The following is a 22,454-nucleotide window of genomic DNA, read 5'->3' on the forward strand; positions in this document are numbered from 1 at the left end:
GGAAGGAGCCTCAAATTCCGTGTCAGATCTCCGCGAGCCGATCATCCGTTTTGACCACGCATCCTTCGGATTCCCCGGACTCATTGCCCTCCAGGACATTTCGTTGACCCTTTACGAGGGCGAGTTCATCGGAGTCATCGGACCGAACGGGTCCGGCAAGACGACGCTGTGTCGCGCCGTGTTGGGACTGCTCGCTCCCGTGGAGGGACACCTTCATATCTTCGACTGTGCCTGTGACGAGCTTCGCTGCCACCACCGCGCCAAGATCGGCTATCTTCCACAGAAAGGTGTCGTCGATCGAAATTTTCCGGTAACCGTCCTTGAAACCGTGATGATGGGCCGTTACGGAGCGCTGGGCTTGTTCAAACGACCGGGAAAGAAAGATCAGAACATCGCGCTGGAAGCCCTGGCCCAAGTTGGAATGGATTCGCACCGCGATCACGCGCTCGGCCATCTGTCCGGCGGTCAGCAGCAACGCGTCTTCATTGCCAGGGCTCTGGCACAGCAACCTAAGGTTCTCATATTGGATGAACCGACAACGGGTCTGGATATCACCACGCAACACAATGTCATTGAGTTAATCCAACACCTCCACGACGAGCTGAACTTGACGGTGCTTCTGATTACACACGATATCAATATGATTCGCTCACGGGTGGATCGATTGGTTCTCCTCAAAACCAAGCTCTACGCCGCCGGCCCTCCAGCCGACGTCCTCAAGCCAGAAATTCTCCACCAAGTGTACGGCAAAGACCTTGTTATTACAGAAAAAGATCTCGTCATCGTCGAAGACTACCATCACCACCACTAGGAATATCAGGCCATGTTCGATCTCCTCGCCTATGACTTCATGCAACGCTCCCTCCTGGCCGCGGCGATGGTGGGCGGGCTCTGTTCGGTTATTGGCGTGTTTGTGGTCCTGCGCGGATTGGCGTTTGTCGGAGCCGGAACGTCGCATGCCGCGTTTGCAGGCGTGGCTCTCGGCTACTTGATGGGGTGGCCCCCTTTGTTGCTGGCCATTCTGTTTGGCCTGGCTACGGTCTGGATTACCGGCTGGGTCGAAGAACGGGGCAGGATGAAGCTGGATGTCTCGGTCGGTATTCTCTACACCACGACGATGGCACTGGGCATTCTCTTCATCGGACTGATGAAGACCTATAATGCCGAGGTGTACGGGTACTTATTCGGCAGCGTCCTGTCTGTCACTCCAGAGGAATTACAGATTATCGGAGCGCTGAGTGTGCTAGTGTTGGGCCTGCTCCTGTTGTTTGCAAAAGAACTCTATTTCATCGCCTTCGACCAAGAGATGGCCGAAGCCTCGGGCATACCGGCCCGACAGATATTTTTTCTCCTCCTGACGCTTGTAGCCTTGACGGTGGTGGTCTCATTGAAGACCGTCGGCGCGATCTTGGTGTTTGCGATGATTCTGATTCCCGCTTCGACGGCCTATCAGCTCACCCATAGTCTCGCGGCACTGACTCTTTACTCGGCGTCAATCGGTGTCCTCACCTCAATAACAGGCGTCCTGATTTCCGCGGTGCTGGATGTCCCCTCAGGACCAGCCATCGTACTGCTCGCGACCTCCATTTTTTTTCTCGCAGTCCTCTTTTCGCCTAAGCGCCTGCGACGCACACAGCTCATCCATTCCCACTAAGTATCTTGCTCCAGCACTCCAATAAGGCTATGCTCTTTAGCGTGATGGGGTAGTCTAAGTGTCTTGGCCACCAGTAGGTCGGCCTGTGGTTGGTGGGATCCGCCTAGGGTAACCAGCCTAGAGCCGGACCGTCATTGCTTGGGCCATCGAAAGTAGAGACTCTTCAAGTTCTGAGACGATTCGTTCGTCCTGGAAACCAGAAGCGGCACGCGATCGCAGAAATCAGTGAGAGCCGTTGTACCCACCCATGGCACACATTGTACGAGAGGAGGAGATTCATGCATAGACAGTTGCCCTCAGCGGGATTGATCGGAGTATGGCTCACTGTACTCACCATATTAAGTCCCCTTCCCGCTCCAACTTTGGCGGAGGAGTTCGGTGGAACTGAACCGGGCCGATGGATAGTGGGGTTTCGGGCAGGATTTTCCCCGTTGACTCAACAGCTTTCGGACAACACCTCAACCTCCATCGGGCCGTTGGTCAATTTTCAAGGTCTGTATAGCCTCAACACTTGGCTGTTGGTCGGGATGATGCTCGAATGGGAGCGACACGGAGTCAGTATTGAACGACCTGACGTGGACCTGGGACATCAAGACACGGTCTCGGTTCTTCCAACGGTGGAACTGCGTCCCGTGAAACTTGGGCGGATCACTCCATACGTGAATATGAGTTTCGGCGTGAACGTGAACAGTTTTGGAGAAGATACGGCGATTCGCATCAGCCCCAGCAATACGTTTGCCTGGCGACTCGGCTGGGGAGGAGATTACAAGCTCAACGAACGGTTCGCTCTCAATGTGGAATGGGCTTACAAACGAAACGACGGCCATACCACCGGTACCGGCGGCCGGAATGATGATTGGAACGCGTCTTCGTTTGGGTTCCTCTTCGGTGGAAAAATGTTCTTCTAGTCCTGCACGACACTCACTGCGGCCAACCCTTCGCCTTCGAGTAGAGAAGGGTTGGCTCTCGTGGGTGACATACCTTATTCCAGTTTACTGTTCTTGCTTCGGCTCCAGACCATGCCTGTTTGTTCCTTTGAGCTGAAACCGAGTTTTTCATAGAAGCCCGGCCGCCTGGTACAGAGCCAGAAAAGCTCCACTCGATCGAGGCGCGGATGAGTGAGGATGCGGCGGACGATCTCCGTCCCCACCCCGTGACCTTGATAGCTCCTGTCGACGATCACATCCCAAATGGTCGCGCGATAGATGAAATCGGTGAGTACTCGTCCAAACCCCACGAGATGGTCGCCGTCCCATGCACAGAGCGTCACGTCGGTATGACGGAGCATTTCTTTGGCGTCCTCGAGCGATCGACCCTTGGCCCATGGGGCCTGTTGGTACAGGCGCAGAAGTTGGGACGCGTCAGGAGGCTCGTGATGAGTGTAGGTGACAGCGGGCTTGAGGGTGGGAGGCATCTTGTACTAGAGTATCCCCCGAATTGTCACAAAGTGTACGGGGAAACCGATGGCAACGCAAGTCCGAACCTGTCCAAAGTGCTCTCAACTCATGTGGCTGAAGACCGACGAGTATGAAGTACTCGACGAGGAGACCGTGCGGGCAAAGTGCCCTCACTGTGGAAACCTGGTCCGCTTCAAACTCGTCGCTGTAGGCCCGAACGCGTTGGGCCCCAAGATGGGCCACTGACCACCCCAAACAGTTTTGTGTTCTACGCTTGAGTGACGGGCCGGGCGCGGTCCGAAAAATTAAGTACTCACCACTCGTCATCAAAACCAGAACTTACAGGCCTCCACCCGCGCCATCCAATTCCGGCCGATTTCCAGGAAGAACCTTATGTAATGCGACTCGATACTCCGTGAGACGCTTTTCGTCTCTTCCGCCGACTTCAATATCTCGATCGCGTTGCATCCGTTCGAGATGATCCAAAACAGCGAGAAGCGGTTGAATGGTCCCGAGGAGGTTCCCGATTTCAAACGCTTCCAAGGACAAGACCAAGGATTCATTCAAGGCCTTGTACGGCGTTCCGGCACTCAGGCTTCTGACACGTGTGACGATGGTTTCATAGCTGTCCACCGCCTCGAAGGACGGTTTCACTCCAGAGGGCAGCGCGCCTAAGTGAACCACGACAGGCAGCTTGGCGGCATACGACTTGATGTGAGCGGTCAAACCACCGATCGCATCGAGCAGCTCCCCGGTCAGCATGTGTCCTCCATAATGTGCCTACCGGCGGGCGGTTCAGCTAAACTCTTTCTACCAGGGTTGATGAGCTGTTCAAGGCCTTGCATCACCTTCTCCATATCGCTCGGCACCAACCTGGTGAAGTCTTCCGCCTTGCCCGTCGCGGGATGCGTAAAGCCGAGGGTTCTGGCATGGAGCATTACGCGGGGAATTTCCAATTCGTTGATCGTACAAACCTTTCGCCCGCCGTACGTGTGATCTCCCAGAATGGGATGTCCCAAGGAAGCCAGGTGAACCCTGAGCTGATGAGTTCGGCCGGTCCGAGGGTAGAGCAACACATGGGCGGCCACTTTCCCGTACCGCCGATCCACCACGTACTCCGTCACGGATGCCTTGGGGCTGGTCGTTCTCGCTGAAAATTTCTTCCGGTCTTTGATATCCCGGCCAATAGCCAGTTCGATCAATCCCCGAGCTTTTTTGGGAACCCCCCAGACCAGGGCCTCATAGACGCGGGTGATGGTATGGAGCTTGAATTGTGCCGCAAGCGCACGATGTGTCGAGTCGGTTTTGGTAATCACCATGACGCCGGATGTTTCCTTGTCCAACCGGTGAACAAGACCGGGGCGTTCCTTCCCCCCGATGGTCGACATCGCTCCGCCTGACGTTTGAAAATGATGGAGCAGTGCGTTGACCAGCGTGCCGGTCCAGTTTCCCGGGGCGGGATGGACGACAATACCGGGCGGTTTATTCAGGACCAGGAGGAAATCGTCTTCGAACAGCACTTCCAAGGGAATCGCCTCACCCTGGATCAAAAGGGGTTCCGGCTTTGGCACATCCATGGTGATCCGATCACCGGGCTTGATCTTGTGGCTCGGTTTCACCACCTGCTCGTTGATACGGATGCGCCCCAACTCGATCAAACGCTGCAACGCCGACCGTGAGATATCCCGTTCTCGATTGGCAAGAAAGAGATCCAGCCGTTTTGGCTGCTCTCCGGACGTGATGATGAATTCTGTAATCATGTGCAGGACACGCTACTAAAGAGCCTTGGGCAAATGCAATCGGGATTGCGGGGGTTTGCTTCTTACCTAGCGAAGGACCATATTGTCCGAGTAGGTTTGTCCGTCTAGGTCTAAGAAGGACATCAAGATCAACGATATGCTAGGGAGCTGATCATCGAGATTCCCGGGGGGCAGTAACCAGAGAAGCACTTCAGCTTCTCTCTCAAGGAGCTGTTGAAGCCGGTGAGGTGTTTTGTTAGGGTGACTTCCCCGGAAAGTAACTGACATGGGCATACGATTTTCGCATTATGACCCAGAAGGGTTCTATGACGAGCTGTACGAGGAGAAGGGTCAACCGCGACCGGGAAGCACCCTCTTGCTCCGAAAGTTTGCGTCACTGCCGGAAGGAGAACTGAAAAAGCGCCAGGAAGCGGCGGAACGAGTCATTCTCAACATGGGGATGACGTTCGGCGTCTCCGGAAGCGACGACGGCCATGAACAGATCTTTCCCTTCGACATCGTACCGCGGATCGTCATGGCCTCGGATTGGGAACGCATCGAGTCCGGACTTCGACAGCGCATGCGTGCGCTGAACTTGTTTATCGACGATGTGTACCATGATCAAAAGATCCTCAAGAACGGGGTGATACCCAGCGAACTGATTTATTCCAGTACGGGCTTCTTGCAGCCCTGCGTTGGTCTCAACCCACCGCGTGGCATTTGGTGCCACATTGCGGGGATCGATCTGGTCCGAATTAGCGATGGCCAGTACTATGTCCTCGAAGACAACACCCGTTGCCCGTCCGGAGTGGCCTATGTGTTGGAGGCCAGACAGGTCATGAAGCGGACGTTTCCCGAGCTGTTCGAGGCCTATCGCGTGAGGCCGGTGGACGGGTATCCAAGCCAACTTTTGGAAACCCTTCGGTCCCTTTCGGACCTTCCTGATCCAACCATCGTCATTCTCACGCCGGGTATCTTCAATTCCGCCTATTACGAACATTCCCTGCTCGCCCAAAAAATGGGTGTGGAATTGGTCGAGGCCAACGATCTGGTGGTGGTAGATGGGTCAGTCCATATGCGAACCACCAAGGGGTCTCAGCGCGTGGATGTGATCTACCGGCGGATCAATGATGATTATTTGGACCCTTTGGCGTTTCGTCATGATTCTGTACTGGGAGTGCCCGGTCTCATGGAATCTTACAAGAGAGGCAGAGTGGCGCTCGCCAATGCTCCCGGCACCGGCGTATCGGACGACAAAGCTATTTATGCGTACGTCCCGAAGATCATCAATTACTACTTAGCAGAAGAACCGATTCTCCCGAACGTGCCCACCTATGTCTGTTCCAATAGACAGGATCGAACCTATGTCTTGGAGCATTTGGATCAACTGGTCGTGAAGGCCACCAACGAGGCCGGTGGATACGGCATGATGATCGGACCTCATGCCTCAAAGCAGGAGCGTGAAGGCTGTGCCCGTCGCATCGAGGCCGACCCACGCAATTATATCGCGCAACCGACCTTGGCACTCTCGCGGGTACCCACCTTGGTCGAGGATCATCTGGAAGGTCGTCATGTCGATTTACGTCCGTACGTGTTGTATGGCCGGGATGTGTACGTCTTACCGGGAGGCATGACGCGCGTGGCGTTGCGGAAAGGGTCTCTCGTGGTGAATTCCTCTCAAGGTGGCGGCAACAAGGACACGTGGGTCCTTTCATGAGGATCATCTTCATGAGAGACCGGGAGACCAGCACTGATCCGATAACTGGTGAACAGACAGGGCTGGCCCAACGATGCTGAGCCGAGTCGCCAGTTCCATCTATTGGTTGAACCGCTACATCGAACGGGCGGAAAATTATGCTCGGTTCATCGAGGTGAACTTGAACCTCACACTTGACCTTCCCAGAGGCACCATGGAGCAGTGGGAACCGCTGGTCGCCACCACGGGCGATCATGAGAGCTTTACAGACCGCTATGGGAAGGCAACGAAGGACGCTGTCATCCAATTTCTCTCAGTCGATGCCGCAAACTCTAACTCGATTCTGTCCTGCCTGACGGCAGCTCGGGAAAACGCTCGATCAGTCCGAGAAGTCATCTCCACCGACATGTGGGAGCAAGTCAACCGCTTTTATCTCATGGTGAGAACCGCTGCCTCGAAAGGCCTGTCCAGCCACAATCTTCATACGTTTTTGGCGGACGTGAAGGCAAACAGCCATCTCTTTCTGGGCATTACCGATGCCACCATGTCGCACGGAGAAGGCTGGCATTTTGCCAGACTCGGCCGTTTGCTGGAACGGGCGGATAAGACCTCCCGTATTCTCGACGTCAAATACTTCATGCTGCTCCCGACCGTCGCAGAAGTCGGCACACCGTTTGATATCATCCAGTGGTCCGCATTGTTGAAATCCGCCAGCGCCCTCGAAATGTATTACAAACGTTTCGGCCGCATCTCCCCGGACGATGTCACGGCGTTCCTGATTCTCGACTCCACCTTTCCGAGAGCCATCCGGTACTGTCTCATCAAAAGCGAAGATTCGATCCACGCCATCTCCGGGTCTGAACACGGATCTTATCAGAACCAAGCCGAGAAGCGATTGGGACGGTTACGCGCCGAGTTGGACTTCGGCGATCTTGAGGATTGCGTGGCCGGTGGGCTCCACGAGTTCTTAGACCGGTTTCAGGGGCAGCTTAATCGCGTGGGAGACGCCATTTTCGAAACCTTCTTTGCCCCTCGTCCTGTCCACAGTACGATCACCGGAGCGGAGGCACAATGACCTTTTGCCTGGGTATGAAAGTAGAAGACGGGCTCGTCGGTATTGCCGACACGCGGGTGACGACCGGCGTGGAATGCATCACGGCACGAAAGGTCTCGATCCATCAGCATGGACGGCACTCGATGTTTCTCATGACTTCGGGACTGCGTTCCGTGCGCGACAAGGCCGTCACCTATTTCGACGAAGCTATCGGGGAAAGCGATCAGACATTCGATAAGCTGTTTAAGGCCGTCAACGTATTCGCCGCGCAGATCCGGCGGGTCGCACAAGAGGACAAGGATGCGCTCGACAAAGCGGGATTGATCTTCGACCTCCACGCTCTGGTTGGAGGGCAGTTGGAAAACGACCGGGAACACAAACTCTATCTCATCTACCCCCAGGGAAACTGGGTGGAAGTCAGTGAAGGCACCCCCTACTGCATCATCGGCGAAACCGGCTATGGCAAACCGCTCCTCGATCGCGTGCTGCGGTACCACTCCAACATGGACCTTGCCCTGAAGGTGGGATTTCTGGCCTTCGATGCCACTCGCACCAGCTCGACCAGCGTCGAATATCCTCTCGATGTCGTGCTGTATCGACACGATACCTTTGATATCGTCGAACATCGTTTTCAGAAAGAGGACCTCGTCGAGATCTCGTCGTGGTGGCAGTCCCGGATCTATGAATCAGTGGAAAAACTGCCCTCGACGTGGGTTGATCATCTGCTTGAATCGCTGCCTCGCAATACCCGATCTTCATCTAGAGACGGCTCTGATCCATCTTCGTAAGTCGCGTGCCATAACAGGTCGAACGGGCCTGCTCTTTCACTCCGGGTCAAACTATATGCCGACGATTGGACAACGTGTAGGCCGGAGAGTATGCTTCTGTATCGTATGACTGTGCGGGCGTGTCATCTCCTGCGAACGAGGGAACGGAACCATGTCGGTGGTACCTTCCCACGATTGTTTGCTCCTTAAGCACACCGCCGATCAGCTTCGCCTACTCCTTAGAGGCTCGTACAGTTCCTGTAGATCCTTCCGATCCATTCGCGTTGTTCCCCGAATAGAAACTGTCCTGATCTTGGTCGGTCTACCGACCCAACGATTTCTCATCTTCACCTGCCGCACTATTCATCCGCCCGTGAGATGTGATCGGCCAGGCGATCCATCCGCGTGCATAACCGGGAGGTATGTATGACTTCCTCCAAGAACATATTGTTGGGCACCGCCTTGTTGGGAGCGGCAATAGGAGGTGCCACGCTCCTGTGGCCGGCTCGTACTTTGCCTCAGACGACATCGATCAACCTCCCGATGGACACGGTGGCCGATTACATCCACGCGGTGATCGAGGCGGATCGAGACGTGTATACCAGGCATGTCGTGGAACGCATGCAGGCGAAAGGAGTGGTAGTCGCATCCGAGAATTGGCAGGAGATGAATACCTTACCCCTTCCGGCCCAATTTCTGTTGGAATCAGGACGGTACAACAGCAAGAAAGGCCTCGGGATGGAGTACCGGCTGATCAGTTTGTGGCCGATCAACAAACGCAATATCGCGACGAACGCTTTAGAAAGCATCGGACTCGGCACGATCCTGACTCAACCCAACCGTCCCTACACGGGCGTCACGAGGGTGGGCGAGAAGCGGTATTACGAGGCGGTGTATGCTGACCTGGCCGTCACACAGGCTTGCATCGGCTGTCATAATGCGCATCCCGACAGCCCGAAACGAGACTTCAAGCTCAACGATGTCATGGGGGCGATCGTGATCAGTATTCAGCTAGGGTCCTAGCCGATCGACGGTGAATCTGAAAGGGCATCGGAAGTCCAGAACGCCGGTGATTGAGTCATGAGCGAAACGCCAACCGAGAGTACGTGGCTTCTGCTCTGCCGGTCAGGGGCGAGAACGCACGAGATTACCCTTCCGCCATGGAGTTGTGAAGTCCGCTGCTAAGGGAATGTCGTGCGGGAGTCGAACTGGTTCAGGCGTGACTGGTTTTTCTCGCCCGTTCGGCGATTTTCTTGCGGAGACGAGCCTTTTCCAGGCTGATCTGAGCTTCTTTGACTTCGGACGGTAAGCCGCCCGCTTGAAGGCGCCGTTCCGCTTCGGCCACCTTGGCGGTCGCCCGCTCCACATCGATGTCTTCCGCTTTCTCGGCGATTTCCGCCATGACGGTGACTTTGGTCGGAGTGACTTCGGCGAAGCCCCACAGAACGGCCATCGAATAGGTTTGCCCTTCGACACGATAACGAAGTTCGCCGATGCGAAGGGTCGAGAGGAAGTGGCAGTGCCCGGGAAGGACGCCGAATTCGCCTTCAGACCCAGGGGCGATCACTTCATCCACCTGCTGACTCAGCAGCTGTTTTTCCGGCGTTACGACTTCTAGTAATATCTTTCCAGGCATGCCTTCCTCGTGAGGCGTCAAGCGTGAGGCGTCAGGCGATGGAGCGCGGCAGTTATCGCCTCGCCCCTTACCCCTCACGCCTTACGGTTCCTATACTTTCACTCCCATCTTCTCTGCTTTGGCTACCGCTTCTTCGATGGGGCCGACCATATAAAAGGCCTGCTCAGGCAGATGGTCGTACTTCCCGTCAAGAATCTCCTTGAAGCTACGAACCGTGTCTTTGAGCTTGACGTATTTGCCGGGCGCACCGGTGAACGCTTCAGCGACGTGGAAGGGTTGCGACAGAAAACGTTGGATCTTCCGTGCCCGGGCCACGACCATCTTGTCGTCTTCCGACAACTCGTCCATGCCGAGAATCGCGATAATATCTTGGAGGTCCTTGTAACGCTGAAGGACGGACTGCACGCCGCGCGCCACCTTGTAATGTTCCTCTCCGATGATCTGGGGATCGAGAATCCGTGAAGTCGAGTCCAGGGGGTCGACCGCCGGATAAATGCCCAGCTCGGCCAGTGATCGGGACAATACGGTGGTTGCATCCAAATGCGCAAAGGCTGTCGCCGGGGCCGGATCGGTCAAGTCGTCTGCCGGCACGTAGATGGCCTGTACGGAAGTGATCGAACCTCGTTTGGTCGATGTAATGCGCTCTTGTAACGCGCCCATCTCCGTCGAAAGGTTGGGCTGATAGCCGACGGCGGAAGGCATGCGGCCCAACAGCGCCGACACTTCCGAACCAGCCTGGGTGAACCGAAAAATATTGTCCACGAAAAGCAAGACGTCCTGATTCTCTTCGTCGCGGAAATACTCCGCGACCGTGAGACCGGTCAATCCCACGCGAAGCCGTGCGCCGGGCGGCTCATTCATCTGGCCATAGACCAGCGCGGCTTTGGATTTGGTAAAATCGTCCGGATCGATGACCTTCGACTCCTGCATTTCGTGCCAAAGATCGTTGCCTTCACGGGTCCGCTCTCCGACGCCGGCGAAGACCGAGAATCCGCCGTGGTGCAAGGCGATGTTGTTGATCAGTTCCATGATGATGACGGTTTTGCCCACACCGGCTCCGCCGAATAGCCCGACCTTGCCGCCCTTGCTGTAAGGTTCGAGCAGGTCCACGACCTTAATGCCGGTCTCCAGCACCTCGGTCTTGGTCTCTTGATCTTCCAGCTTGGGAGCAGCCCGGTGGATCGGATAGGTCTTCTTGGTCTTGAGAGGCCCTTTTTCATCGACCGGTTCACCGAGCACGTTGATCAGACGACCGAGTGTCTCGCGTCCCACCGGCACGGAAATCGGGGCTCCGGTATCCTGCACATCCATTCCGCGCGTCAATCCATCGGTCGAAGACATGGCGACTCCCCGCACGCGGTTTTCACCGAGATGCTGGGCGACTTCGAGCGTGATATTGACAGCGGGCTTGCCCGCGGACTTATTTTCATCCTGCGTCACCTTGATCGCATTATAGATGTTCGGCAACTGGCCAGGAGGGAATTCCACGTCTACGACCGGTCCGATGACTTGAATGACTTTTCCTGTACTCATATCGCTCCTCTTCCCTCGTTATTCGCTGAACGTTCTTCGTTAATCGTATTTCTGTCGACCTTCGGCCCTCACTTTTCGTTGACGGTTAACGATTCACGTTCCACGGCTCATTTGAGTGCTTCGGCGCCGCCGACGATATCCATGAGTTCTTTCGTAATCGCCGCCTGCCTGGTTTTGTTGTAGTAGAGCGTGACTTTCTTGATGAGTTGGCCGGCGTTGCGCGTCGCTCCATCCATGGCGGCCATACGGGCGCCATGTTCGGCCGCCGCCGACTCGAGCAAGATCCGATAGGCCTGCACTTGGAAATGTTTCGGCACCAGGGCGTTCAGCAGTTCCGCTTCCTCCGGCTCGTACAAGTAGCTGCCGCTGGCCGAGCCTTCCATTTGCGCCGCACCGAACTCGACCTGAGCATCGACGGGGAAGAGTTTTTCGACGATCACGCGTTGCTGAATGGCCGATTTGAATTCGTTGTAGACGACGTACAGCTCGTCGAACGTGCCCTTAACGAAGTTATCGGTGAGGTCGCCGCCGATGTCAATCGCATGTTCGAAACTCAATTTATCGAAGATACCGGTCCACTCCTGACGGATCGGCCAGCTGCGACGCCGAAAATAGTCGCGGCCTTTGCGGCCGATGAGGCTCAGGTTCACCTGCAAGCCTCTCGCTTCGCACTGCCGGACGAATTCGGAGCTCTTGCGGACGATGTTGCCGTTGAACCCTCCGCACAACCCACGGTCGCTCGTGACGACGAGCACTTCGATCTTCTTTCCCTCGCGCTTCTGAAGAAGCGGATGGGACGAGCGATTCACCCGTTGGCTCAGATTACTCAACACGCCGCGCATCTTATGGGCATAGGGACGCGCCGAAAGAATGCGGTCCTGCGAGCGTTTGAGCTTCGCGGCCGCCACCATCTTCATGGCCTTGGTGATCTTCTGCGTATTCTTAAACGCCGCGATCTTGCGGCGCAACGATTGAAGGCTAGGCATGTTCCTCTCAGCTCTCAGCGGGCGAGCGTTCGGGCTTCAGCTCGATAGCTGACGGCCGAATGCTGACGATTACTTCCCGCCGTATCCCATTTTCTGCTTGAAGGTCGTGATTATTTCCTTCAAGCGACCGCCGACCTTGTCGTCGATCTTGCCGATCGTGGTGACTTCTTTCTTCAGCTCCGCATGGTTCTGCTGGATGTAGTGCAGCAGATCGCCCTCGAACTGCTGGACCTTGTCCACCGGCACATCGTCGAGGAATCCGTTGACGCCCGCATAGATCGAAAGGACCTGATCGGCCACCGGCATCGGCTTATACTGACCCTGCTTGAGCAATTCCACCATGCGCACACCCCGCGCAAGCTGCATCTGGGTGGCCTTATCCAGCTCGCTCCCGAATTGAGAGAACGCGGCCATCTCGCGATATTGCGCGAGGTCCAATCGAAGCGTACCGGCCACCTGCTTCATGGTCTTGATCTGCGCGGATCCTCCGACCCGGGAGACCGACAGACCGACGTTGATCGCCGGGCGGATACCGGAGTAGAAGAGATCGCTCCCCAGATAGATCTGACCGTCCGTGATCGAAATGACGTTCGTCGGAATGTACGCCGACACGTCGCCGGCCTGCGTTTCGATGATGGGAAGTGCCGTAAGACTGCCCCCGCCTAATTTGTCGCTCAGTTTTGCTGCGCGTTCGAGCAACCGGGAGTGCAGATAAAACACATCGCCCGGATAGGCCTCGCGTCCCGGCGGCCGGCGGAGCAACAGCGAAAGCTGGCGGTAGGCCACCGCGTGCTTCGACAAGTCGTCATACACGATCAGCGCATGTTTGCCGTTGTCACGGAAATACTCGCCGATCGCGGCGCCCGCGAAGGGAGCCAGAAATTGCATCGGCGCCGGATCGCTGGCGCTGGCGGAGACCACCATGCTGTACTCCATGGCATGGTTTTCTTCGAGCGTTTTCACGACGCGGGCGACGGTCGAGCGCTTTTGGCCGACGGCGACGTAGATGCAGAAGACGTTCAATCCTTTTTGATTGATGATCGTATCGACCGCGATCGCGGTCTTCCCCGTCTGGCGGTCGCCGATGATCAATTCGCGCTGGCCGCGCCCGATCGGGATCATGGCGTCGATGGCCTTGATGCCGGTCTGCAGCGGTTCGCGAACGGACTGACGGGTATTGACCCCGGGCGCGACGACTTCGATACGGGAAGAGTGCTGCGATTTGATCGGCCCCTTCCCGTCGATGGGCTGGCCGATGGCGTTCACGACACGGCCGACGAGGGCTTCACCGACCGGGATTTCCGCGATGCGGCCCGTCCGCTTGACGGGGTCGCCTTCTTTGATACCGACATCGTCGCCCATGAGCACGGCGCCGACATTGTCTTCTTCGAGGTTCAGGGCGATGCCGTAGAGCCCGCCGGGAAATTCGAGCATCTCGCCCGCCATGGCCCCATCGAGGCCATAGACTTTGGCGATCCCGTCGCCGACTTGAATGACGGACCCCGTTTCCTTGACATCGACCTGTTTGTCGAAGCCTTTGATTTTCTCCTTAATGATCGCACTGATCTCTTCTGCCCTGATCTGCATGGCTACTCCTTATTCTCGCGTCAACAAGACCTGCAAGTCGCGTAAGCGGCCTCGGACGGTGCCGTCCACCACAGTGCTGCCGATGTGAATCTGCAGGCCGGCCAGATGACCGGCATCGGTCTGAAACGTCACATCGACTTCACGCTTGAGCGTCTCGCGCAGGCGAGTCTTGATTCGTTCCTGTTCGGCTGGAGGGAGAACCGTCGCGGATGAAACGGTGACCGGTTGAGTTCCCTTGGATTGATCCACCAATCGACCGAATGCTTCGGCAATCTCAGGAAGAAAACCTACCCGGTTCTTCTTCACCAACTGGCCCAAAAATGCTTTACCGGCTGGAGGGCACCCGAGTTGGTCGCCGAGTGCGGCCAGGACGGCGATCTTCTCCTCCACTCCGAACGCGGGCGAGGCCACCACATGGCGGAGTTGAGCCGATTCTTTCATGGCCCGACCGATGCCCGTGAGCGTCCCTCGTGTGGCTTCGATGGTCGATTGATCGAGGAGCTCGAAAAGAGCTTGAGCGTAACGTCGCGCAACTGTTGTCTTAATCACCGTTCCAGATCCACATGCGTTGTTTGGACGAACGTAACGGGTTCGTGCGAGGCACGAAGCAGAGCTGCGAAAAGTAGCATCGGGACCCATTAACTGTCAATACGGTGAGATCGTGGTCCACCATGATGACCGGCACACTGCCCGATGAGAGATACGGTGTATACTGGATGGCAAGCAGCCAGCGGAGATGCGAATTTCTAGCAGCCTCCGGCGTGTGGATGGGGATGCCAGCGGGCCGAGGTGTTCCGTGCGAAAACTCGTACTTGCGTCCATGATAGGACTCGGTCTGTTTTTGAACTTCATCCCTTCACCGGTGTTCGCATACCGGGAATACTTCTCGCCGGAACAAAGAGCTCAACTGGAAAAAATTCAAACTGTCTTGGTCGACATCATCACCATTACCGACAAAGGCGCAGTGGACGTTCGTCCCTTGACCGACGTCGTCATTCAACGCCTGAACGACATCGGCTACACCGCCGTTCGGGACCCTGCGGGACTTCACGATGTCGTGCTTCGCTTGAAATGCGAGCAGCGCAAGACGTGGGAGGGTACGGCCGCCACCGGCGGCGATGCAGACCTGCCGGATGGGCCGTCACGTCTTTGGAAGGGACCGGCCTGCCAGCTCACCTATCTGCTCGGCGGGGTGAAAATCAAATGGCAGAAGGAAATTCGGACGGAGTTCGAAGATGCCGTAGCCGCCGCGCGGGAGGCCCAGGCGCCTGATCCCGGCGTCTATGCAATGGCCAAGTTGCAGGAAGCGCTCAAAGCGTACGAGTTTCCACTGCTCCTCGCAGCCGAATGGGGCCATGCGGACCGTCTTCTCAAATTATTGGATGCGCCGGAGACGAGCCAGGCTCGGAAGATCAAGATCATGTCATTGCTGGGCGAAATGCAGGCCGACGAGGCGCTGCCGAAATTGAAGGAAGTACTTCAAGATAGAGATCTGGCCAGACAGGCGATCATCTCCATGGGCAATCTCGGGAGAGACGGCATTCCGTTGCTCGTCGATCTGTTGAATACCTCACCTCAGCTGGACATTCAGGCCGCCGCGGCCAAAGGGCTGGGACAGATCGGAGGCATCAACGGTGATGCATCCGTGGTCCTCCCTCTGTTGGCCAAGCTCCAAGACCCTAAGGCCGATTGGACCGTCCTGACGGAAATCGCCTGGGCACTCGGCAAGGTTCCCGACAAACGATCGATCCAACCGCTCTATGACCTCGACAAGAAACTGCAGGCCATCCGCGATCCCGATAACGTGACCCTCAAGAAGCTCAAGGAAGCGGTGTTCTGGGCGATCAAGCAATGCGATACGTGGGATCAATATAGCTAGGACGGCGGGATCAAGATTGAGCGTTGCGGGAAACTATTGAGACGGAATAATAAATAAATGGAGAATCGGCATTTGCGGGTGTGTTGCTGTCGGATCGTGAGACGGTCCACAACGCTTTTTTGACAGGAGCTTCAAATCATGACAATCAAGTATTTTCAGGACACGGATACGCTCCATATTGAGTTCAAAGCAGCAGCCGTGGCCGAGACTAGGGACCTCGATGAGAATACGCAACTCGATATCGATCAGGATGGACATATCTGTGCCCTGACGATCGAGCATGCCCGAGATCGAGCGGATATTCCTCACTTTTCGTTTGAGCACATTGCTGTTTAACAGCGGTCAGGACCAAATCCCCCTTCATATCATCCACATGTTGAAACCCCTGTCGCGGGCAGGTCTGAAAGAACTCAACATCGTAGCATCTGCCACTATAACGAGGCAGAGCACGACTACACGGGCTTGATAAGCCACAGGGCCGCGATCGATCGGCAACCTTGACCGATGTGCTGATTCGAGTCCTGGCCGCAACCGATCATCGGGCAGAAGTCCGGGTCAAAAAGGTAGCAGCCTAATCCGATAATCTGCCGATAGAAGGACGCGACTTCCACGCCTCGTAACCATGCTAGGTCCGAGCCAAGGTTCGTAACAACACCCTCCCCTCCACTCCTGATAGTGAGAAAAGAGAAAATTAACCGCATAACCCCTCTACGCCATTGCTTTCTTACCCGGCACAGGGGTAGGTGTTGGTGCGAACCATCAGGCAGACAAAATAGATCCTCAAACCGTTTTCTTATCTGAGTGAGATTGAAAGAGGTATCTAGGGGCCGTGAACCTTAACGACTACGAGACGAAGTACTTTCCGATCTACAAAGCCTTCGCTGAGACGGTCCGCTTCATCTTGAAGAAGGCCATCCTAGCCGCTGACAATCTGCCTCGCCCTCAGTCAATCCAGTGTCGTGCTAAAGAAATTGAGAGCCTACGACGTCGTTTGACCGAGGAAGGTAAACTGGAGACTCAGACTCTGGAGCGTGGTCGGCGTGATCTCGCCGGCACCCGGCTCATCTTCTACACTAATGGCGATGTTGACCGCTTCCTGGCATCACCAGTGATCCGAGACAATTTCGAGATCGAAGAGGATTCGACTAAGATCCACCATCCCACTCAGGAGAACCAAGGCGCCAGATACCGCGCAGTTCACTACACGATTCGGCTTCGTGAGGAGCGCCTGAGCCTTCCAGAATATGCGAGGTTTGCTGGCCTGCGGTGCGAAATTCAGGTTCAGACCATTCTCGAGCATGCTTGGGCCGAGACCTCCCACGACATTCTCTACAAAAACAATTTGGGAGATGGCTATGGTGGGAAAGCCATGAAAGGTATCGAGCGTCGATTTGCTCAAATCATGGACAAGTACCTGATCCCAGCTGGGTATGAGTTTCAGAAAGTCCAAAAGGATCATGACCGGCTCCTCAGAGGCAAGGAACTCTTCGACAAAGACATTGCCAAACTGCTGAATAATGCGCAGAACAACAACGAGCGTTACGAGATTCTGTCTGGACTAAGAGACTACGCCCTTCCCATTTGCGACGACCGACAAGCTGCCTACGAGGGACTGAAAGGCCCCTTGCTAAGGGTAGTCAGAGCCGCACGCTCCACGGAGCCCGTTCCCATAGAAACGACCCGTGGAAATATGGATGGTTTCCTCGCCGATGCAGTTGTATCGCTTGTATTCGAGATCATTGAAAGCCTGCGCTATGCCCACCCAGTTGGAACGCTCCAACTGCTAATTGACCTCTATAGCGACGAGCCAGACGAAGATATTCGGCAGCAGATTGTGAACGTCGTGAAGAAGCTGTCTGAATACAACATCGACGCCTACAATCAGGTAGGGCCGATGCTCCAAATGGCATTAGTGGATTACCTTGGTAAGATGGATGAGGCCGAACTGGACCACGTTCGGCCTATCGCACTCGCCGTCTGGACCGAAGCCATTCAGTCAGACATCACTGGGACTAAGTGGAGGGCCGATTCCGTTACCTTGAGTACGGGGGCCCTCCCCGTATCCGATCAACTCAGGGAGGTTCGTGACAAGGCGCTTAAAGCCATTTTCGCAGCCTATGATAGATCGACCGGCGATGTACAAAAGCGCGCGGTTCTTTCCGCCCTTGATGCGGCAACAAGAACTCCCAATCAGGGGCAGTATTCTAACCAACTCCTCGCTATTACGATCAAGGATGCTACACGCATTGTCGAATTCTTAACTGAACGAGTTAAGAGTACGAGCTACGAGATACTGCAACACCTGGAGCACCGGTTCTTGTACGACTATCGCAGGGCGAAGGAGCTTACAGAAGACACGGACAACCGGTTTAGTTGTCAGACCGATGCCAAGGTGCTCATGGCCGCCATCTTAAAGTTTCGAGACATAATCAACACTGATGATCGGTTTGTCCGATATAAGGTTCTAGTAGGGTTTGAATCTGTTTATCCAAATCACTGGACCGACGAGGAGTTCGAAATACAACGAGTCGACGAATATCGACGTAGTGAGGCTGACCGCTACATTGATGAGATCATTCCGGAAAATGAGAATGATTGGTTCGACCTAATGGAGCGTTGCGCCAAGACTAAGTCGAACGATCTGGCTACGTTTCCAGTTTTCGGAAATTTTATCAGCAAGTTGGCTGAGAGTAAGCCAGAAGTCGCGGACCGGATTTTCACAAAGGCCTCTGACGACTTACGCAACTTTCTCCCAGGCTTCCTCAATGGACTTGCTAAGAGCAGCCGAGTCGATATCTATGAGCGGATCTTGGACGGCGAACTTGAATCGGCGAGGAGTCTCACGAGCATATCATGGCACCTTCGCAAGGCAGTTGTTACGAAGCCAGACTTTGCCACTCGCCTGTTGAAACGCGCAATTGCGACAGGCGACCAAGGGGCTGTCACCGACTGCCTACTCCTCGCTTTGGAGTATTACGGAACCGAGAAAATTACAGACGTAGACACATTTGTGCGAGACACTCTGACCTTCTTGAACGATCGAAAGGATTCTCGGTGGGTCTCACAAGCGTGGTTTATGCAGAAGGTCACAAAGTTTTTTGAGGAATTGAGCCCGGAGAGGACGACTCAACTCCTGAAAAATCTTGGCTACCTTTGCAAGATAGGGCACCAAGCCGAGCGTGTCTTGGCCAGACTTGCCGAGCGTCAGTCAGAGGCGGTTTGGGACTATTTCGGGACTCGGCTATCTCAGGAGACCGCTGATGCTGAATACGAAGATCGTTTCGAGGCGGTACCATTTCAGTTCCATGGTCTTGAAAAAGACCTCTCCAAGAACCCGTCGCTCGCAATCAACAAAGGACTATCGTGGTTCGCTCACGACCGACAGATTTTCCAGTTTCGAGGGGGTCGCCTGCTTAGCATTGTGTTTCCCAACTGCACTACGGAGTTTGCTACCGCACTTGCCAACTTGGTAAAAGCCGGCGGTGATATGGAGGCAGATTTTGCACTGGCAATACTCCAGAACTATGACGGTGTCACTTCCGCCCACGTTGTGTTGAAGGAAATTGTGTCGCGGTTTCCAGATGACCAGCACAAATTGAACGAGGTCCGAGTCAGTATCGACAACACTGGTGTAGTCAGGGGAGAATTTGGCTTTGCAGAGGCATTACAGGCCAGGAAGGCAGCTTTGATCGAATGGCTGACAGACGAAAGACCTGCGGTCAAAGCATTCGCTGAAAAGCATATTGCAGAGCTCGACCTCATGATCGCATCCGAACGGCGTCGGGCCGAATCTAGAAGGGAAATGCGGAATAGGGACTATGAAGAAGACGACACCGACTCTGACAACAGTATTGGTAGTAAAGGCACTCAGTAGCCTGATCGGCACCAGTGAGATTGGAGAGCAGAATAGGGCCATCCTGAATGTAGCAAAATGCTACGGAACCTGAAACCGCATCGCTTCACAGGCACAGCCCATGACTGACAAATGCCATCTCCAACGCTTCCTCGACGCCCAAGCGCCCGTCTACGACACCGTCCTCGCTGAGCTCCGAGCTGGGAGAAAGTCTAGCCACTGGATCTGGTTTATCTTTCCGCAGATCGCTGGTCTCGGTCACAGCGCAATGGCACAGCAGTTCGCCATCACGTCGCTCGATGAGGCCAAGGCCTACCTCCAGCACCCTGTCTTAGGTCAAAGGCTCCGAGAATGTACGCAGCTTGTTATGAATGTAGAGGGGCGCAGCGCTGAGGAGATCTTCTCCTACCCGGACAATCTGAAATTCCGATCCTGCATGACCTTGTTCATGACCGCCACCACCGACAACGCCCTCTTCAACGCCGCCCTGCTCGAATACTTCGACGGCAAGCCCGACCAACTGACGATGAACGTCTTGGCCCGGCACAACATGCCACGGTGCTAGCACCTCTTTCGCTCTGACCCACCCCACTCATCACCTTCAACCCCGCTTCTCGCGATCGCCGTGATCAGGAGCGCGCTAGGAGGCTTTGGCGGGTTTGTGATGCAACTCGGCCTGGACACGTTCGAGCACGAAGAGCTTGAGCAGTGTTTGATACGGGACGTCGCGTTTGTTCGCGATCGTCTTGAGTTGATCCAAGAGCGATTTCGGCAGACGAAGCGAGATCGTCTCGGTGGACGGCTTCAACCGGGGAAATACCATCCGACGACTCTTGGAGTAGTCGACATACTCCGTTGAGTCGTGTGACGCCCAAAACTCAGCTTCCTGTTTCTCACTCTTGAACGTCGGTCTTTTTTTGAGTTTGGTCACGATACGTCCTCCGCTCCTTGGAACTCATATCTCTGGCTGAAATAATGCGGATGCGCCGTCGGCGGATGGTGAAGACGATAAACAAGCGGCGTCCGGCATCAGTCTGTCCCAGCACGTAATATCGAGGCTCCACCGTAGAATGGGCGAGGTCATCGGCGACCACCAGCGGCAGATTGAAGAAAACCTGCTCGCATTCCCACGGAGTAACCCGGTGCTTCTCCCAATTCTTGGCAAGATTTGCCTCGTCCCAATTAAACCCTTCCACACCCGGCAGTCGCGTCATCTCATGCCTTATGTTGTATATGACAACCATATACGCGATGACGCTGAGCTGTCAATCACACACTGGCAAGTCGTCCAGAAAGGAGTGACGGCCTGGCCGAGTAGGAGTGTCCGGCCTTTGCAATCCAACAGTGCACCGACAACACCCTCTTCAAAGACGCCCTGCTCGAATACTTCGACGGCAAGCCCGACTAAATGACCCTCGACATTCTGGCGCAGCAATTGTCTTAGAGCAGATACAGGTGGAGGCACCATTCGGGGCAGGTGAGCATTCGCTTGCTCTGCGCACAACATTCTTACCACACAACCATGAGTGTGCCGTTCCTATCGTGCACGTTCTGAGTGAAAAGGGATCTGGCTACTCCCTCTTCCCTCCGGATAGCTACTTGATTTTACGCCTAGTGAGGCATACCCTATGCCCTAGTCGAACGACTTAACGGACATCTATGGCGAAAGTTACTCAATTCAAAATCGAGTTAGACCAAGAAGAAGATGGTCGCTGGATCGGCGAGGTGCCGTCACTGCCTGGCGTGATGGCCTATGGACAGACGAAGGGCGCTGCGCTTGCGGCTGTCCAAGCCTTGGCTCTTCGTGCAATGGCCGATCGTCTTGAACATGACGAGGCGGTACCTGAGGAACTGCTGACCCTCTCGTTTATTGCGGCATGAGCCGTTGGCCGTCGACCCAAGCTTCTCGCGTTCTCTCCGGACTTCTCCGCATCGGCTGGCAGATTAAACGAACTGCCGGTTCTCATAAAATTCTACAACGGACTGGGTGGCCCGATGTCGTCTTCGCGTTTCATGATCGTGATGAGATCGGTCCGCGTATGTTGGCCCGCCTATCCAAGGTAACAGGTCTTAAACCAGAAGACCTGTAAAACAGAGGACAGTTCTCGACACCATCATTCTCATCATCAGAGTTATCCGCCATATGGGACTTCGGCAAAGCTATTGCTCACCCGTGAGCAGCGCATTTCAGTCTCGTAGCCAGCCTCCCTCCTACTGATTGACAATCCCCCATCAGGGACTTATCGTCCTCCACGCTGGGCACTGTCCGGCTCGGAGATCCCACAATGGACAATCCCCCTTCCGCTCCTTCTCCCGGCTCTCATGATTTATTGGAGCGCATCACACTCCAGATGGCCTCAAGTCTGGATCTGCAGCAGGTCCTGACCACCATCACGCAAGGCTTAGTGGACGAGCTCGACGGCGCCTTCGCCCGCATCTGGCTGCTAGGTCCGGGCGATCTCTGCGCTGCTTGTTACAAAGCGGCCGACTGCACGAATCGGGCTCGTTGCCTGCACCTCAAGGCGAGCGCGGGACTCTATTCAAATCTTGATGGGGAATACCGCCGCATTCCGCTGGGGGCGCTCAAGATCGGGAAGATCGCTCAAGGCTTCGGAGCCATGCACACGAACGACATACTCGGTGACGACCGGCTGCCGAACAAACAATGGATGA

General features: G+C 55.4%; 25 protein-coding genes and 1 pseudogene. 15 read left to right on the forward strand and 11 right to left on the reverse strand.

Features of this window, described 5'->3' with window-relative positions:
* Positions 1–19: 19 nt before the first annotated feature.
* The 3 genes from A4E19_12070 to A4E19_12080 all read left to right on the forward strand — a co-directional run bounded on the left by A4E19_12070 (position 20) and on the right by A4E19_12080 (position 2,562).
* Positions 20–811 carry a hypothetical protein gene (locus A4E19_12070; protein ID OQW37906.1) on the forward strand — a complete coding sequence of 264 codons (792 nt, stop codon included), beginning with the start codon at positions 20–22 and terminating at the stop codon, positions 809–811.
* Positions 812–823: 12 nt separating this feature from the next.
* A complete protein-coding gene (locus A4E19_12075) occupies positions 824–1,654 on the forward strand; it encodes an ABC transporter (protein ID OQW37907.1) in 831 nt (276 codons plus the stop codon).
* Positions 1,655–2,058: 404 nt separating this feature from the next.
* On the forward strand, positions 2,059–2,562 hold the full coding sequence (locus tag A4E19_12080) for a hypothetical protein (protein OQW37908.1): 504 nt from the start codon (positions 2,059–2,061) through the stop codon (positions 2,560–2,562).
* A 74-nt stretch (positions 2,563–2,636) separates the two neighbouring features.
* Here the strand turns inward: A4E19_12080 and A4E19_12085 are convergent, their stop codons facing one another.
* Positions 2,637–3,068 carry a hypothetical protein gene (locus A4E19_12085; protein ID OQW37909.1) on the reverse strand — a complete coding sequence of 144 codons (432 nt, stop codon included), beginning with the start codon at positions 3,066–3,068 and terminating at the stop codon, positions 2,637–2,639.
* A gap of 49 nt (positions 3,069–3,117) precedes the next feature.
* Between A4E19_12085 and A4E19_12090 the strand changes: the two genes are divergently transcribed.
* Complete coding sequence (locus A4E19_12090; GenBank protein ID OQW37910.1) at positions 3,118–3,297, forward strand: hypothetical protein; 180 nt, start codon at positions 3,118–3,120, stop codon at positions 3,295–3,297.
* A gap of 93 nt (positions 3,298–3,390) precedes the next feature.
* Here A4E19_12090 and A4E19_12095 read toward each other — a convergent pair whose 3' ends face one another.
* Both A4E19_12095 and A4E19_12100 read right to left on the reverse strand, forming a co-directional pair.
* Positions 3,391–3,813, reverse strand: a complete 423-nt coding sequence (locus A4E19_12095) for a hypothetical protein (GenBank protein OQW37911.1) — start codon at positions 3,811–3,813, stop codon at positions 3,391–3,393.
* On the reverse strand, positions 3,807–4,811 hold the full coding sequence (locus A4E19_12100) for a hypothetical protein (protein ID OQW37912.1): 1,005 nt from the start codon (positions 4,809–4,811) through the stop codon (positions 3,807–3,809). Before A4E19_12100 ends, A4E19_12095 begins: the two co-directional genes overlap by 7 nt.
* Before the next feature lie 271 nt (positions 4,812–5,082).
* Here A4E19_12100 and A4E19_12105 point away from each other — a divergent pair, with 271 nt between their 5' ends.
* The 4 genes from A4E19_12105 (at position 5,083) to A4E19_12120 (ending at position 9,330) form a co-directional block, all read left to right on the forward strand.
* Positions 5,083–6,507 (forward strand): hypothetical protein, encoded by a 1,425-nt coding sequence (locus tag A4E19_12105; GenBank protein ID OQW37931.1) that lies wholly within the window; start codon positions 5,083–5,085, stop codon positions 6,505–6,507.
* A 73-nt stretch (positions 6,508–6,580) separates the two neighbouring features.
* Complete coding sequence (locus tag A4E19_12110; protein ID OQW37913.1) at positions 6,581–7,561, forward strand: hypothetical protein; 981 nt, start codon at positions 6,581–6,583, stop codon at positions 7,559–7,561.
* Positions 7,558–8,328: a peptidase gene (locus A4E19_12115; GenBank protein OQW37914.1), complete on the forward strand. Its 771-nt coding sequence runs from the start codon at positions 7,558–7,560 to the stop codon at positions 8,326–8,328. Before A4E19_12110 ends, A4E19_12115 begins: the two co-directional genes overlap by 4 nt.
* A gap of 405 nt (positions 8,329–8,733) precedes the next feature.
* Positions 8,734–9,330 (forward strand): hypothetical protein, encoded by a 597-nt coding sequence (locus A4E19_12120; GenBank protein OQW37915.1) that lies wholly within the window; start codon positions 8,734–8,736, stop codon positions 9,328–9,330.
* Positions 9,331–9,520: 190 nt separating this feature from the next.
* Here the strand turns inward: A4E19_12120 and A4E19_12125 are convergent, their stop codons facing one another.
* The 5 genes from A4E19_12125 to A4E19_12145 form a co-directional block, all read right to left on the reverse strand.
* Positions 9,521–9,943: a hypothetical protein gene (locus A4E19_12125; protein ID OQW37916.1), complete on the reverse strand. Its 423-nt coding sequence runs from the start codon at positions 9,941–9,943 to the stop codon at positions 9,521–9,523.
* Between the two features lie 90 nt (positions 9,944–10,033).
* A complete protein-coding gene (locus tag A4E19_12130; GenBank protein OQW37917.1) occupies positions 10,034–11,476 on the reverse strand; it encodes a F0F1 ATP synthase subunit beta in 1,443 nt (480 codons plus the stop codon).
* Between the two features lie 107 nt (positions 11,477–11,583).
* On the reverse strand, positions 11,584–12,462 hold the full coding sequence (locus tag A4E19_12135) for a F0F1 ATP synthase subunit gamma (protein OQW37918.1): 879 nt from the start codon (positions 12,460–12,462) through the stop codon (positions 11,584–11,586).
* A gap of 69 nt (positions 12,463–12,531) precedes the next feature.
* Complete coding sequence (locus A4E19_12140) at positions 12,532–14,049, reverse strand: F0F1 ATP synthase subunit alpha (protein ID OQW37919.1); 1,518 nt, start codon at positions 14,047–14,049, stop codon at positions 12,532–12,534.
* A 9-nt stretch (positions 14,050–14,058) separates the two neighbouring features.
* Positions 14,059–14,598, reverse strand: coding sequence for a hypothetical protein (locus tag A4E19_12145; GenBank protein ID OQW37920.1), 540 nt, complete (start codon positions 14,596–14,598; stop codon positions 14,059–14,061).
* Positions 14,599–14,845: 247 nt separating this feature from the next.
* On the opposite strand from A4E19_12145, the gene A4E19_12150 reads away from it, so the two are divergent.
* The gene (locus A4E19_12150) at positions 14,846–15,928 is read left to right on the forward strand and encodes a hypothetical protein (protein ID OQW37921.1); all 1,083 of its coding nucleotides are present in this window, start codon (positions 14,846–14,848) and stop codon (positions 15,926–15,928) included.
* 138 nt (positions 15,929–16,066) lie between these two features.
* Positions 16,067–16,264: a hypothetical protein gene (locus tag A4E19_12155; GenBank protein OQW37922.1), complete on the forward strand. Its 198-nt coding sequence runs from the start codon at positions 16,067–16,069 to the stop codon at positions 16,262–16,264.
* Between the two features lie 116 nt (positions 16,265–16,380).
* Here A4E19_12155 and A4E19_12160 read toward each other — a convergent pair whose 3' ends face one another.
* Positions 16,381–16,629, reverse strand: a complete 249-nt coding sequence (locus tag A4E19_12160; protein ID OQW37923.1) for a hypothetical protein — start codon at positions 16,627–16,629, stop codon at positions 16,381–16,383.
* A gap of 128 nt (positions 16,630–16,757) precedes the next feature.
* Between A4E19_12160 and A4E19_12165 the strand changes: the two genes are divergently transcribed.
* Positions 16,758–19,802: a hypothetical protein gene (locus tag A4E19_12165; protein OQW37924.1), complete on the forward strand. Its 3,045-nt coding sequence runs from the start codon at positions 16,758–16,760 to the stop codon at positions 19,800–19,802.
* A 100-nt stretch (positions 19,803–19,902) separates the two neighbouring features.
* Positions 19,903–20,346: a calpastatin gene (locus A4E19_12170; protein ID OQW37925.1), complete on the forward strand. Its 444-nt coding sequence runs from the start codon at positions 19,903–19,905 to the stop codon at positions 20,344–20,346.
* A gap of 75 nt (positions 20,347–20,421) precedes the next feature.
* Here the strand turns inward: A4E19_12170 and A4E19_12175 are convergent, their stop codons facing one another.
* Positions 20,422–20,712 (reverse strand): hypothetical protein, encoded by a 291-nt coding sequence (locus tag A4E19_12175; protein ID OQW37926.1) that lies wholly within the window; start codon positions 20,710–20,712, stop codon positions 20,422–20,424.
* Positions 20,675–20,995, reverse strand: a complete 321-nt coding sequence (locus tag A4E19_12180; protein OQW37927.1) for a hypothetical protein — start codon at positions 20,993–20,995, stop codon at positions 20,675–20,677. Before A4E19_12180 ends, A4E19_12175 begins: the two co-directional genes overlap by 38 nt.
* A gap of 445 nt (positions 20,996–21,440) precedes the next feature.
* Between A4E19_12180 and A4E19_12185 the strand changes: the two genes are divergently transcribed.
* From A4E19_12185 to A4E19_12195, 3 genes and pseudogenes are all read left to right on the forward strand, one after another.
* Positions 21,441–21,662: a hypothetical protein gene (locus tag A4E19_12185; GenBank protein OQW37928.1), complete on the forward strand. Its 222-nt coding sequence runs from the start codon at positions 21,441–21,443 to the stop codon at positions 21,660–21,662.
* A complete protein-coding gene (locus A4E19_12190; GenBank protein OQW37929.1) occupies positions 21,659–21,871 on the forward strand; it encodes a hypothetical protein in 213 nt (70 codons plus the stop codon). The genes A4E19_12185 and A4E19_12190 overlap by 4 nt, the downstream gene beginning before the upstream one ends.
* A gap of 195 nt (positions 21,872–22,066) precedes the next feature.
* Positions 22,067–22,454 (forward strand): annotated as a pseudogene (locus tag A4E19_12195) (hypothetical protein).

The sequence above is a fragment of the Nitrospira sp. SG-bin1 genome (assembly GCA_002083365.1).
GTDB lineage: Bacteria > Nitrospirota > Nitrospiria > Nitrospirales > Nitrospiraceae > Nitrospira_D.

What these genes read in the sequence shown, in the direction of transcription:
- A4E19_12075 (OQW37907.1), top strand. Translation starts at nt 824, where the DNA reads ATGTTCGATCTCCTCGCCTATGACTTCATGCAACGCTCCCTCCTGGCC.
- A4E19_12085 (OQW37909.1), bottom strand. Translation starts at nt 3,068, where the DNA reads ATGCCTCCCACCCTCAAGCCCGCTGTCACCTACACTCATCACGAGCCT.
- A4E19_12090 (OQW37910.1), top strand. Translation starts at nt 3,118, where the DNA reads ATGGCAACGCAAGTCCGAACCTGTCCAAAGTGCTCTCAACTCATGTGG.
- A4E19_12095 (OQW37911.1), bottom strand. Translation starts at nt 3,813, where the DNA reads ATGCTGACCGGGGAGCTGCTCGATGCGATCGGTGGTTTGACCGCTCAC.
- A4E19_12100 (OQW37912.1), bottom strand. Translation starts at nt 4,811, where the DNA reads ATGATTACAGAATTCATCATCACGTCCGGAGAGCAGCCAAAACGGCTG.
- A4E19_12110 (OQW37913.1), top strand. Translation starts at nt 6,581, where the DNA reads ATGCTGAGCCGAGTCGCCAGTTCCATCTATTGGTTGAACCGCTACATC.
- A4E19_12115 (OQW37914.1), top strand. Translation starts at nt 7,558, where the DNA reads ATGACCTTTTGCCTGGGTATGAAAGTAGAAGACGGGCTCGTCGGTATT.
- A4E19_12120 (OQW37915.1), top strand. Translation starts at nt 8,734, where the DNA reads ATGACTTCCTCCAAGAACATATTGTTGGGCACCGCCTTGTTGGGAGCG.
- A4E19_12125 (OQW37916.1), bottom strand. Translation starts at nt 9,943, where the DNA reads ATGCCTGGAAAGATATTACTAGAAGTCGTAACGCCGGAAAAACAGCTG.
- A4E19_12130 (OQW37917.1), bottom strand. Translation starts at nt 11,476, where the DNA reads ATGAGTACAGGAAAAGTCATTCAAGTCATCGGACCGGTCGTAGACGTG.
- A4E19_12135 (OQW37918.1), bottom strand. Translation starts at nt 12,462, where the DNA reads ATGCCTAGCCTTCAATCGTTGCGCCGCAAGATCGCGGCGTTTAAGAAT.
- A4E19_12140 (OQW37919.1), bottom strand. Translation starts at nt 14,049, where the DNA reads ATGCAGATCAGGGCAGAAGAGATCAGTGCGATCATTAAGGAGAAAATC.
- A4E19_12155 (OQW37922.1), top strand. Translation starts at nt 16,067, where the DNA reads ATGACAATCAAGTATTTTCAGGACACGGATACGCTCCATATTGAGTTC.
- A4E19_12160 (OQW37923.1), bottom strand. Translation starts at nt 16,629, where the DNA reads ATGCGGTTAATTTTCTCTTTTCTCACTATCAGGAGTGGAGGGGAGGGT.
- A4E19_12170 (OQW37925.1), top strand. Translation starts at nt 19,903, where the DNA reads ATGACTGACAAATGCCATCTCCAACGCTTCCTCGACGCCCAAGCGCCC.
- A4E19_12180 (OQW37927.1), bottom strand. Translation starts at nt 20,995, where the DNA reads ATGACGCGACTGCCGGGTGTGGAAGGGTTTAATTGGGACGAGGCAAAT.
- A4E19_12185 (OQW37928.1), top strand. Translation starts at nt 21,441, where the DNA reads ATGGCGAAAGTTACTCAATTCAAAATCGAGTTAGACCAAGAAGAAGAT.
- A4E19_12190 (OQW37929.1), top strand. Translation starts at nt 21,659, where the DNA reads ATGAGCCGTTGGCCGTCGACCCAAGCTTCTCGCGTTCTCTCCGGACTT.